The 14161-nt window shown below is 69.7% G+C and carries 1 protein-coding gene (cut by a window edge); it reads right to left on the bottom strand.

Going from position 1 to position 14161, the window contains the following annotated elements; genetic code table 11:
- A protein-coding gene (locus LGY53_RS41435) for a type I polyketide synthase (RefSeq protein ID WP_225732155.1) crosses the window boundary here: on the bottom strand, positions 1 to 14161 show its 5' portion. It extends 7205 nt beyond the left edge of the window; 14161 of the gene's 21366 nt are visible here — the first part of the coding sequence; its start codon is at positions 14159 to 14161; its stop codon lies beyond the left edge, outside the window.

Raw genomic sequence — 14161 nt, 5'->3', positions numbered from 1 at the left:
CTTCCCGCTCGCCGGTCCGGACGTCGACCACCCGTTGGAAGGCCGGTCCGTAGCGCAGTCCGACAGCGGCGAGCCGCTGGTAGAACTCCGGACCGGGGATCCAACCGTGGCATCGGCGCAGCGCCGCCGACAGGTCCAGGTCATCCGCCGATCGAATGATGCTCTCGCCCTTGCTGATTCGACCGCGCACGTTGGGCTGGTCACCGCCGTCGGACACGGTCACCGCGAAACCATCGGGCCGCGCCTCGAATCGAATGCCGACGCGGTGGGTGCCGGTCAGCAGTAGCGGCGTCGCGATCACGAGATCTTCGATCGTCACATGCGTAGCCGGGTGTACCCGCCGGGACATCGCGGCTATCGTGCTGACGTACCAGGCCGCCGGTACCGTCACCGCATCCCCGACCACATGATCCGCGAGGTAGGCGGGCGTGCCAGGGCCGAGGGTCTCGGTGAATTCCCTTGCGGCGGAGTCGGTCCGGACAGCTGCGTCCGAATCGGTTGCCCGCTCGGCTCGTTCGATCCAGAACCGTTTGCGCTGGAACGGATACGTCGGCGCGAGCACCCGGCGCCGTCCGTGCGGGCCGTGCACCCGCTCCCAATTCACCCGCACCCCGGCCGTATACAGTTCGGCCAGCGCACCGGCCATGGTTTCGCGGTCGTCGTGGCCGCGCCGCAGTGTGGCGACGAAACGGGCGCCGGTCTCGATCGTCCGCCGCCCCAGCCCGGAAAGCACCGGCTGCGGCCCGATTTCGAGGAAGGTGCCGATACCGAGCCCGGCAAGGGCGCGCAGCCCCTCCGCGAATCTGACCGGCTGCCGCGCGTGCCGCGCCCAGTACTCCGCGCTCAGCTCGCCCGGAACCACCGGTGCGCCGGTGAGATTCGAGATGAGCGGGATCCTCGGTTCCGTGAACGCGATCCCGCGGGCCGCTGCGGCCAGGTCGCCGAGAATCGGCTCCATCAGCGGCGAGTGGAAGGCGTGTGACACGGGGAGCGGAACTGCTCGAATACCGGTGTCCGCCAGCTCTATTCGTAACCGTTCCAGTTCGGTGTCCGGTCCGGCGACGACGATCTGCGCCGGACCGTTCGATCCGGCGACGACAACCGATACGTATCGTGCGAGCAACGGCTCGACCGAATCGGCTCCGGCGTCGACGGCCAGCATGCCGCCGCCATCGGGCAGCCGCTGCATCATCCGGCCCCGCGCGGCGACCAGCCGCAGACCGTCAGTCATCGAAAGCGCCCCGGCCGCGCATGCCGCGACGTACTCGCCGACGCTGTGCCCGAGGACCGCGGCGGGCGTAATGCCTCGGTCCCGCCACAGTTCCCAGAGCGCCCATTCGACCGCGAACAGTGCGGGCTGCGTGAAAATGGTGCGGTGCAACAGTTCCGCGTCAGCGCGTGCCCCGTAGAGCGCATCGATCAGACCGATGCCGTCCGCGATCGGGCCCAGCAGCGCATCGCATTCCGCCAGCGCCCGCCGGAATACCGGCTCGGTGTCGAACAGATCGCGCGCCATCCCCGGATACTGTGAGCCCTGTCCGGTGAACAACAGACCGACCTTCGGGGTCGCCGACCGCTCGACCCGGGTCCGCGCCGCCGGATCCGCCGCGATGGCGCGCAATTGCCGCGCCGCATCGCCCGCATTCGGCGCGACCACGGCGATTCGCTCCTCGAAATGGCTTCGCCCGGCCGCCGCCGTGTAGGCCAGATCTCCGAAATCGGTGTGCGCACTGTCCAATTCATCCGCCCACCGGCCCGCCGCCGCTGCCAGCGCCGCGGTGTCGCGCGCGGACAGCGGGAGCACCTGCGGTCCGGATTCCCGCACCGCGCGAACCGGTTCCGCATCCCCCCGCGCCAGGATCACGTGCGCATTGGTGCCGCTCATCCCGAACGAGCTGACGCCGACGACGCGCGCCCTGCCGGTCTGCGGCCATGTCCGCCCGGTGCGCACGACCTCCAACGACGTTCGTGCCCAGTCAATGTGCGGGCTCGGCGCGTCGAAGTGCAGGCTCGGCGGAATCTTTCCGTGCCGCAGCATGAGTACGGCCTTCATCACACCCGCGACCCCGGCCGCCGCCTCGGCGTGCCCGATATTCGTCTTCACCGACCCGATCAGCAGCGGCGTCTGCCGTCCGGCACAGTAGACCTCCGCCAGCGCGGCCGCCTCGATCGGGTCGCCCAAAGGCGTTCCAGTGCCATGTGTTTCGACATAGTCGACATCGGTCGGCCGGATTCCGGCCCGGGTCAGCGCATCGCCGATCACCCGCTGCTGCGCGGGCCCGTTCGGCGCCGTCAAGCCGTTCGACCTGCCGTCGTGGTTCACCGCGACACCGCGCACCACGGCGAGCACCCGATCGCCGTTGCGGCGCGCCGCCGAAAGTCGTTCCAGCACGAGCACACCGCAGCCGTCGGCACGCACATAGCCGTTCGCGTCGGCGGCGAAGGCCCGGACCCGCCCGTCGGGCGACAGTGCGGACAGCCTGCTGAAGCCGATCGTCGTCTCCGGTGCCAGTTGCAGGTTGACGCCGCCGACCAGCGCGAGATCACAACGCCCGGCGCGTAATCCGTCTTCTGCGGACTGCAGCGCGACCAGTGAGGACGAGCAGGCCGTATCGAGAGTCACGGCGGGCCCTTGCAGTCCGAGCGCGTAGGCGACCCGTCCGGCCGCGACGCTCGGCGCGGCCCCGAGCACCGAGTAGGCCCCGATCGCGGTGGGATCCGTTGTCAGCGTGGGTGTTCCGGGATATTCGCTGAAGCACAGGCCGACGTACACCCCGGTCCGGCTGCCCGCAAGCTCGCCTGGCGCGCGCCCCGACCGCTCCAGCGCCTCCCAGCTCGCCTCCAGCAGCAACCGCTGCTGCGGATCCATCGCCCTGGCCTCGGCGTCGCCGATACCGAAGAACGCCGCGTCGAATTCGTCCACGCCGTCGACGAATCCGCCCCACCGGCTGTACATGCGGCCCAGCGCGGCCGGATCCGGATCATAGAACGCGTCGACATCCCACCGCTGTGGCGGCACCTCGCTGATCGCGTCCCGACCCGACCACAGCAGCTCCCAGAACTCCTCCGGGGTGCGAACGCCGCCGGGAAACCGGCACGCCATACCGACGATGACGATCGGATCGTCGGCATCCTCGGGTTCGGCCCGAACCCGCAGCGGCGGCAAAACCGAGGACGCCACCGGTGTATTGGCCTGGTCCTGCGGCTCAGGCGAAACCGACGACTGCACCGGCGTAACCGCCCGGCCCTCCGGCTCAGGCAAAACCGACGACGCCACCGACGTAACCGCCCGGCTCTGCGGCTCGGCCGAACCCGACGGCGGCACCGGCGTAACGGCCCGGACCTTCGCCGTAAGCGAACCCGACGACGCAACCGGCATAACGGCCCGGCCCTGCAGCTCACGCGAAACCGACGACGGCACCGGCGTAACGGCCCGGACCCACGGCTCAGGACGAACCGACGGCACCACCGGCGAATTCGCGACGGGCACCGTCACCTCGACACCCTTGCGCCGCAACAGCTTCGCGATGTCACGCACCGTCGGATAGTCGAACACCAGGCTCACCGGCAGCGGCGTGCCGGACTCGGCGATCAGCGCGGTCCGCAGTTCCATCCCGGTCAGCGAATCGACCCCGCTGTCGTGCAGCGGCTGTTCCGGGTCCAGCGGCGCGGTCCGGTCCAGCACCCGCATGGCGACCCGCTGGACCAGCTCCTCCCATGGCGCGGTGTCCTCCACCGCCCGATCGTTCGTCGAATGTTCTTGTCCGGCTACGCCGTTCCCCATAGTCGTACCGCTCACTACCGGTTCGTCCGGTGTCACTCTGGTATCGGACAGCGAAACGCTTGCCGATGAATGGTCTTTCGTGGTGTTCTCGGCGGAACCTGCTCGGTACCAACGCTGCTCGGCGAAATCGAATACGCCAGCGGTCGCCACACCGAGCGGCACCAACCGGTCCAGCGCCGCGACGGCGTCGGTCACCCGAAGCGCGGGCAGGCCGCGCCGATCCAGGTATGCCGTCAGTTCCGGACGGCCCGCGGCCATTCCGACATCCCCGAACGGCCCCCAGGCGATGCTCAGGCCGGGCAATCCGTCCGCGCGCCGCCGCGCGACCAGCGCGTCGAGCGCCGCGTTCGCCGCCGCGTAATTCGCCTGCCCCGGCGTGCCGAGCACACCGGCGACCGAGGAGTAGACGACGAACAGCTCCAGCGACAGGCCGCGGGTAAGCTCGTCGAGGTGTTGTGCCGCAATATATTTCGGCCCTAGCACGGTTTCGAACCGGGACGGCGTCTGCTCGGTCAGCACCCCGTCGTCCAGTACACCCGCACAATGGATCACACCGCGCAGTGGTCCGGACTCGGCTATATCGCTGAGCAATGCGGCGACCGCAGCCCGATCGGCCACATCCGCCCGGTGCTCCGACACCCGAACACCTTGTGCACGGAGCGATTCCACTAGTCGGTCCCCGCCCGTATCCGGCCCCCGACGGCTGACCAGCGCCAGGCTGCGTGCCCCGCGGTCGACCAGCCAGCGCGCCGCCGCGCCGCCGAGTCCGCCGAAGCCGCCGGTGACGAGATAGGTCCCGTCCGCGTCGAACTGCGGCGCGGGGGCCGCTTCGGTCAGCAGGACCGGTCGTGCCGCGACGTCGTATCGTCGCATGGCGTCGAACGCGGCCGCCGCGGCGGCGCCCGGCCACGGCGTGTGCGGCGGCGGCGCGAGCGCGCCGCGCTCGAACAGCGTCAGCACGGTCCGCAGGATCTCGCCCAAGCGTTCACGGTCGATAAAAGCCGGATCAATCGGCCGGTCGGCGTCGTGGCCGGCGGAAATCTGCGTCGGATCGGCAAGATTCACGAACCGCCCGCCGTCGGCCAGTATGCCGGGGGCGTTTTCGGTCAGGTTGCCCGCGAGCGCGTCGACGACCACGTCCATGCCCGCCCCGCCGGTATGCCTGCGCACTCCGTCGACCGCCCAGGCGGCCACCGCGGTCGGCAGTTCCGTCACATCGATACCCGCGGTCGCCGCCCATCGGCACAGCGCGGGAGGCGCGAATAGCACCGCACCCGCGTGTCGTGCCAATTGCACTGTGGCCATGCCGATTTCGTCGGCACGCGCGTGAACAAGCACCCGCTGTCCCGACCGCAGCCCGCCGATATCGAACAGCCCGTACCAGGCGCTGGCGAAGGCGACCGGCAGCGTCGCGCCCTCGGCGAAGGACAGCCGGCCGGGCAGCGGTGCCACCAGCCGCCGGTCGACGGTGACGTACCGGGCGAAACTGCCCTCCGCGAGTGCGACCACCCGGTCGCCGACCGCCAAACCGGTGACATCCGGGCCGACCGCGCTGATCCGGCCCGCGCACTCCGCGCCGAGCGGGGCGGGCGATTCGGGGTGCGTGCCGAGGGCGAGCCAGATATCACGCCGATTGAGTCCGGTTGCGGCGACGGCGATTTCGACCTCGCCGGGCCCCGGCGCGACTCGTTCGGCGGGCTCGTTTCGCATGAGTTCGAGTGCGCCGGATCGATCGGCGAGCAATCGGTAATTGGCGGTATCGGCAGGCAGGCCGTCGGCCAATCGCGCTGCCAGCCAACGTCCGTCGCGCACCGCCAACTCCCGTGCGCCGAATCCGCCCGATATCCCGGCCGCGACGAACGTTCCGTCGATCGGCGCCCCGGCTTCCAGATCCACCAGCCGCGAAGCCAATTCCGGATGTTCGGTGGCGAGGGTCCGGCCGAGACCCCAGAGCAGCGCCTGGTCCGGGTCCGGCCGATCGCTGGACGAAACAGCCTGCGCGCCAAGAGTTATCACGTACAGGGGCGCGCCGCGCCATCCGGTCTCGACGAGCATCCGGATCAACCGGAGCGCGCCCGCGATCCGCACCCGCGCCGGTTCGTCTGTCCACGCGTAGACGATTCCCGGTGGCTGATCGCCGCCGACCGGCGATTCGTCGGACACGTCGTCCGGCCGCACGACAACCACTTCCGCACGCGCCGCCAGACCCGCGGCCACCGCTGTGCCAACGGGCCCGTCGGCAAAGACCACCCACCGCTGGACTCCCGCGTACTCGCGGCCGAATTCCGTTGGCTCCCAGGAGATGTGGTGGAGCAACCGGTCCACTCGCCGGTCCGACTCCGCGCCGGATACCGGCGCATCGCCCGGGCCGGTATCCGCGGCAACCAGACAGACGCCGGTGAGGACGGCGAGCACCCGCTCGGATTCGTCGATCATCGTGACATCGCCGACGATGACGCGATCGGACCGCTCGGTGATCCGCACCCGGCAGCGCACAGTAGCACCGCCGACTATCTCCGAACCGAACAATTGAGCACGATCGATAGCGACCGGCAAATACAATCGATTCGGCCCATCCGCCGCCAACACCAGGCTGTGCAGGCATCCGTCCAGCAGAATCGCCTCGGCCCCGTCCGCAGCCGTCCGCAGCAGCGTTTCCGACTCGGTGGCGGTGATCCGCGCCGCGGCCACCCCACACCGGTAGTCCGCACCGAGCCGGAGTCCGTGCCCGGATAGGCGGTCGTAGTACTCCCGCCATGACTCCCCGTCGGCGACGGTCGCGGCCGGTGCGGCAACTTCGGGTGAGTCAGCTGCCGCGCGCAGTGCCGCCCGCGCGTAAACCGTTGCGCCGTCGCCGAATTCCACCGAATAGCCATCGCCGTCCACCGTCAGCCGGACCCGCAACGCACCGTCGGCCCGCACCGCGATCGGCTCCAACAGCCGAAGACCGGCCACCAGCCAGCTCCGCGCACCCGGCAGTTCGGCCGCCAGCCGCGCCGCACGGCTGATCAGCCAGGCAGCGGGAACCGTTGGCATACCCTGCAATTCGTGCCCGCTGAACATCGTTGGACCGATCGGCAGCGTATGCCGGATCTCGGATCGGGCCGGGAGTTCCAGCCAGTGCCGCTTGCGCTGGAACGGATAGGTCGGCAACTCGACCGGCCGCCAGCTATCTCTGGGATACAGAGCGGCCCAGTCGATTTCGCCGCCGCCCAGGTAACGCTCGGCTGTCTCGATCAAGGTCGGCGCAGCTGCGGAATTCACCACCGCGCCGGACTCCACATCGCCCGCCGCCACCCGGCCGAGCGCGACGCTCAGCTGCGGCGCGGTGTCGAAGACGATGGCCACTCGCTCGGCGAAGTGGGTGCGTCCGACGTTCGCCGAGGCGCACAAATCCCGGAGACCGCTATTATCCTGCGCCCCAACCCTTTCCGCGTATCGCGCCGCGAGCTCCCGCAGCGCGGCAGCGCTTTTCGCGGACAATGCCAGCAGGTGCGGACCGCTCTGGTCGCGCCCCGGCGCATCCGCCTCGGGCGCCTCCTCCAGCAGCACATGGGCATTGGTGCCGCTGATGCCGAAGGCGCTCACCCCGGCACGTCGCGGGCGGTCCCCGCGGGGCCACGCGCGCTCCGCCGCGACGACCCGCACGCCGATCTCATCCCAGTCGAGATGCGGATTACCCGATCGGTAGTGCAGCGACGCCGGAATCCGCCCGTGCCGCATGGACTCGACGACCTTGATGATGTTCGCGATCCCAGCCGCCGCTTGGGTATGCCCGAGATTCGACTTCACCGAACCGATCCACAGCGGCCGCTCGGCGGTGCGCTCAGTGGCCAGCACCCGAGCGAGCGCGTTCACCTCGATCGGATCACCGAGCGCGGTGCCGGTACCGTGCGCCTCCACGTAATCGATATCCTCGGGCCGCAATCCGGCGTCAACAAGGGCGGATCGGATGACCTGTTCCTGCGCGGGACCACTCGGCGCGCTCAGGCCCTGGCTGCGCCCGTCGGAATTCACCGCAGTGCCGCGGATCAGACCGAGCACCCGGTCACCATCTCGGCGTGCTTCCGAAAGGCGTTTCAGCACAAGCGTTCCCGCACCATCGCTCCAGACGACGCCGTCCGCCCGCGCATCGAAGCTCTTGCACCGGCCGTCGGCGGCCAGGCCGCGCGCCCGTGCGAAATAGATATCCAGCGACGGCGTCAGCACCACGGTGGCGCCGGCGGCCAGCGCCAGATCACATTCACCGCGCCGCAGGCTCTGCACCGCCAAATGCACGGTGACCAGCGACGACGAACACGCCGTGTCGACGGTGAGGCTCGGCCCGTTCAGGCCGAGGAAGTACGACAGCCTGCCCGATGCGACGCTCGCCAGATTCCCGGTGCCGAACCAGGCATTCGGCGGCAGATCGGCCCGCGCCATTCGCTCGGCGTAATCGTTCGACATGATGCCGACGAACACCCCGGTCCGACTGCCCGCCAGCCGCTGCGCCGGATACCCCGCTTGTTCCAATGCCTCCCAAGAGGTTTCGAGTAGCAGCCGCTGCTGCGGGTCGAGCATCCGGGCCTCGCCGACCGAGATGTCGAAGAAGCCCGCATCGAAATCCCGCACGCCATCGACGAATCCACCCCAGCGCGTATAGGTCTTGCCCTCGGCGTCCGGATCGGCGTCGAAGTAGGCGTCGACATCCCACCGTTCCGCCGGAACCTCCGTCACCGCATCGGTTTCCGCGATGAGCAGCCGCCACAGATCCGCGGGTCCGCGCACGCCGCCCGGATACCGGCAACCCATGCCGATGATCGCGATCGCGTCATCCGAGCCTTGTTGCGATCGATGCTCAGTCGCATTGTGTGCCACCGCCTTTCGCGGCGCAGCACCCGAATTGACCTTCGCCGCCGCACCCGGCCGGAGCCGGACGATTGCGGCCGCGACACCCGCCACCGTCGGATGATCGAACAACAGCGTCGCGGGCAGCCGCACACCGAGATCCGCGGCCAAGCTGTTCCGAAGTTCCACCGCCAGCATCGAATCCAGTCCGAGCTCACGCAGCGGCACGCCGTCGGCGACCGGTGCCGTCCGACCGAGCGCCTTCGCCGCCAGCGCGCGCACTACCGGAAGAATCTCATCGAGCGCCGCACCGTCGACTGCGGAATCCCCGATCCCGACGCCCTCGCTCGCGGCACCGCTCGCCGCGGCATCACCGACCGCCGACCCACCAGCCGCAGTAGGACCACCGACCGCGCGACTACCAGCCGCAGCTGCGTTGATCGCCCCACCACCGACTTCGACACCGCCAGCAACGGAACCATCAACCGCTAGACCATTGACTTCTGCACGGCCCAGCGCCACACCACCGAGCGATCCAGCACCAGCGCGAACGGCCCCAGCGGCTGCGTTCAACGGCCCACCACCGACTTCGACACCGCCAGCAACAGAACCGTCAACCGCCAGACCATCAACCGCCGAACCGCCCAGCGCCAAACCGCCGAGAAGTCCATCGCCAACCACGGCACCGCCTTGACCGGCCGCAGCGGTGTCCACCAAACCCCCAGCAGCAGTTGGGAATACCGCGACAACCCCCGACGCCCCCAGCAGCGCTCGCAGTGCCCGCAACCCCGCATCGACTGCGAGTTCCGCGACACCGTGCCGTTCCCATGCACGCCGAGCCGTATCACCGAGTCCCGCGGCCATACCGGTTCCGGACCACGGGCCCCACTGAATGCTCAATGCCGCGAGACCGTTCGCCGATCGCATCCGGGCGAGCCCGTCCAAATATGCGTTCGCTGCAGCATAATTCGCCTGTCCCGCGGTACCGACGAGGGCGCTCGCCGATGAGAAGAGCACGAATACCGACAGGTCGAGGTCCGCAGTGAGCTCGTGCAGATGCCATGCGCCGGAGGCTTTCCCGGTGAACACCCGCCGTACCCGGTCCGCGCCCTGATCCACCAGCAGCGCGTCGTCGAGCACACCGGCGCAGTGCACGACGCCCGCGAGCCGCGGCAGGTCGGCGCCGAAGCGAGCGAATAACGCCGACAGCGCGACTCGGTCCGCGACATCCAACCGCACCGTCTCCACCCGCGTCCCGAGCGCAGTGATCTCGCGGATCACCGCCGTCGCCCGCGCATCGGGTTCGTGCCGCCCGGCCAGCACCAGCGTCCCGGCCCCCGCCTGGGCGAGCACCCGCGCCGTCGCCGAACCAAGCGCGCCGAGACCGCCGGTCACCAGATACGCACCGGCACCGTCCAATTCGACAGTCGCCTGCGCCGCCGCCGAACCGAGCGCGCCGAGACCGCCGGTGACCAGATACGTACCGGCACCGTCCAATTCGGCAGTTTCCTGCGTCGCCGGCGCGGTCAGCTCCGGCACGTATCGCCGCTTGCCGCGCAGCGCGACAACGGGATCGGTTGCGCCGGAGCGTAGTTCGCCGACGAGTCGACGGTCCGCGACATTCGCCCGCGCGGGCAGGTCGACCAACCGGCAACCGAGTTCTGGAACTTCGGTGCGCACCACCGCCGCCAGCCCGCACAGCGCGGCCGCCGCGGGCCTGACCCGCTCGTCATCCAACACCCCGACGGCACCGCCGGTAACGAGATAGAGGGGCCCGGCATCGACCGTTTCCGCAAGCGCGCGAACCACTTTCAAAGCCGATTCGGTTTCGACGGCCGCCGCGCCCGCGTCATCACCCGCGTCGAAGCTGCTCAGGTACACCACCGCGCGCGCCGATGCACCCGATAAACCCGACGCTGCCGACATACCGAATGCACCCGCTACACCGAGTCCACCCGACGTACCCGACCCACGCACCGCCGCGACGGCCGCATTCGTCTCGACGGCGACCGCGTCGTCGCCCGCCGCCCGCAGCGCCGCTGCGAGCCGGTCCGCCGCCGGAAGTCCGCCGATCACCAGCCAGGCTGCCGGACCTCGCCCCGCGGTGGACGCAGGCGCCTCCCGCCAATCCTGGACGCGTATCGGAACGGTCGCCTCGGCGTCGGTCCGCCCGAACCACAGATCTTCCACCTCACAGATCCGCGCATCCTCGGTGTCGAATATGGTGACGCGCACCGTCGCACCGGTCCGGACGGCCAGAACCCATGCCGCCGCAACGCTTTCCGTCCGATGCAGGCGCAATCGCCCGATACCGGCGGGCAATCGGTTCACCGGCCCGCCAGCCGTGACGAGCGCCAACCCGGTCTGGATGGCCGCATCCACCATGCACACGGTCGCGGCCTCGGCGGCACCGGACAGCTCACCGGGCCGGGAGAGCCTGGCCAGCAGCGTATCCGTGCCCGCGCGCAGTTCGGTGATCCAGCGGAACCGCGGCCCGAAGGTCAGTCCCCCTACGGCGCAACGGCGGTAGAAGTCGTCGGTATCGGTGTAGACGGAGTGGGTGCGCAGCGCCTCCGTCAGATCGTCCGGGCCGGCCGCACCATCGGTCTGCGGCACCACCGAAGCCATCACCGCGGCGGCCGTATCCGATCCGACCACCAGACGGATGTCGACCCTGTCGCCCACCCTCTCGGCGATCGGTTCCCGCAGCTCATCGAGCGGAACAGGGCGTGTGAGAACGAAATCGACCAGTTCGCGGGCGAATCCCCCGGCCGCCCGCAACGCCGACAACGCCAGATAGGCACCTGGCACCACCGGGGTGCCGCGGTAACGATGTTCGCCGAGATATGCGGTGCTCTTCGCCGGCGCCTCGGCAAAAAGTTGCACCGTCGCGGCTCCCGGGACCGCCAAACGCTCCCGCTCGAACGGATAGGTCGGCAGCCCGTTACGCCGCCGCGCTCCACTCGGAATCAGCGCGGACCATTCGATATCTGCTCCGGCACAATACATTTCCCCCACCCCGGACAAGAGCACGGAGTCGTCGGTCACCGACCGGCGCAGGCTCGGCACCCATCGCGCCGATATTCCGGCCTGCCGCCCGAACTCCAGCAGCACCGGATGCGGGCCCACCTCGATCGCGGCGTCGATGCCGAATTCGGCGAGCGTGCGCAGCCCCTCCGCGAATCGCACCGTACCACGGGCGTGCGCCCGCCAGTAGTCGGCGTCGAGTGGCCCGCCGAACGCACCGATGACGTTGGAGATCAACGGAATCGATGCCGTCCTGGCCCCGGGCGCCAGCTCCCCGACCGCCGCGGTGAACTCGTCGAGCACCGGGTCGAGCAGCGGTGAATGGAATGCCGTCGCACCCGGCAGCGCGACCGCTCGAATCTCCCGCCGCTGCGCCACCTCCCGGAAGCGGCGCACCGAGTCCTCGGCGCCCGAGACCACGAACTGTCCCGGGGTGTTCACCGCCGCCACCCCCAGTGTCGGCGCCAATTCGTCCAGCACATCGGCGAATTCGGCCGGATCACCGAAGACCGCGGCCAATGCGCCCGGTCGCGGCGCGACCTGCATCATCCGCCCGCGCACGGCGGCTATTCGCAAACCTTCCGCGACCGTCAGCGCGCCCGCGACGGTCGCCGCCACGAGTTCGCCGAGGCTGTGCCCGAGTACCACATCGGGCCGGATCCCGCACGCGGCCCACAGCCGGGCACAGGCCAGTTCGAAGGCGAAAAGCGCTGGTTGGGCGTATTCGGTCCGGGCGAGCACCGCATCGTCGGCCTCGCACAGCAGTGACCGCACCCGCCACCCGCCCGGCAGCGCACCGAGCAGCTCATCGCATTCGTCCACCGCGGCACGGAACGCCGAATACCGTTGGTACCAGGCCGAACCCATACCCGAGTACTGCGCGCCCTGCCCGGTGAACAGCATCGCCACCCGCGGTTGCGCGGAGGCCGCCGACCCAGCCCGCGACGCGCGCAACAGTTGTGCCGCCTCGGCGGCGGTCCGTGCGACGACGGCGCGGCGGTGCCCGAAATGCGTGCGACCGAGGGCCGCGGTGGCCGCGATATCGGCGACAGGCAGATTGCTGTCGGATAACTCCGAGACATAGCGTTCGGTGAGGACGTCGAGCGCGGTTGACGTCCGCGCCGAGAGCACAAGCAACGCCGGATTCTCCGACACCACCCGCACCGGCGGGTCCGGCGCCGCGGCCACCACCACGTGTGCGTTGGTTCCGGCGAACCCGAACGAGCTCACCCCGGCCACCCGCGGGCGCTGCGACGACGCCCATTCGACGTCCTCGGTCGGCACCCGCAGCGCCGTACCGTCCAGTGCGATCTTCGGATTCAGCGTTTCGAAACCGTACTGGCGCGGGATGCGTCCGTACTGCAGTTGCAACACCACCTTGATCAGGCCCGCGATACCCGCCGCCGCCTCGAGGTGGCCGATCCGCGATTTCACCGAACCGAGCAGGCAGCGCGTCCCGTCGGCCCGGACCGCGCCGAATACCTCTGCCAGCGCTTCGATCTCGATCGGATCGCCGAGCGGCGTCCCGGTGCCGTGGGTTTCCACGTAGTCCAGTTCCGCGGCGTCGCAACCGGAATCGGTCAGCGCGGCGCGCAGCAGTTCACGCTGCGCCACCGGATTGGGCGCGGTGAGCCCCATCGAGCGACCGTCGTGGTTCACCGCCGAGCCGCGCAGCACCGCCCTGATCTCGTCGCCGTCCGCGATGGCGCGCGAAAGTCGTTTCAGCACAATGATTCCCGCACCCTCGCCGCGGACGTATCCGTTCGCCCGCGCGTCGAAGGGCCTGCAGTGGCCGTCCGGTGAGAGCGCGCCCATCCTGGCCAGCGCCGCCGAGGTCAGCTCTGATTGCAGCAGGTTCACCCCGCCCGCCAGCGCCGTCTCGCACTCCCCCGCCCGCAGGCTGTTGATCGCCTGATGCACCGCGACCAGCGACGAGGAACACGCGGTATCCAGCGCGACGGCCGGTCCGCGCAGGCCGAGCTGGTGCGCGACCCGCCCGGCGAGGATGCTCGGCATCGTTCCGGTCAGCGTGTGCGCATCCACCGAACGCGCGCCGTCAGGGGTGATGGTGCGCTGGTATTCCTGCCAGCTCACCCCGAGGAAGACACCGGTTCGCACCGCGCGCGCGGGCGGCAGCGCCGCGTCTTCCAGCGCCTCCCAGGCAACTTCGAGCACCAGGCGTTGCTGCGGATCCATCACCGCCGCCTCGCGCGGGGCGATGCCCGCGAACTCGACATCCATCTCGTCCAGCGGCGCGCTCAGCAGCGCGGCCCGGCGGATCGCCCGATCGTCCCCGGAACCTGTTCTAGGCCAACGCGTTTCGGGTACGTCGACGATGACGTCGCGGCCCGAAGACAACAGCTCCCAGTATCCGCGCGGCCCATCGATGCCGCCCGGTAACCGGCACCCGATTCCGATCACAGCAACCGGCTCGTGCGACGCGCGCCGCTCGGATTCCAATACCTGAATCCGACGCAGCGCCCGCGTCAACATCCCCCGTAGCTCGACCCCATCATCTGACAT

The organism is Nocardia sp. JCM 34519.1 (assembly GCF_020361265.1).
GTDB lineage: Bacteria > Actinomycetota > Actinomycetes > Mycobacteriales > Mycobacteriaceae > Nocardia > Nocardia arthritidis_A.
This window is presented reverse-complemented; position numbering and strand designations above follow the sequence as displayed.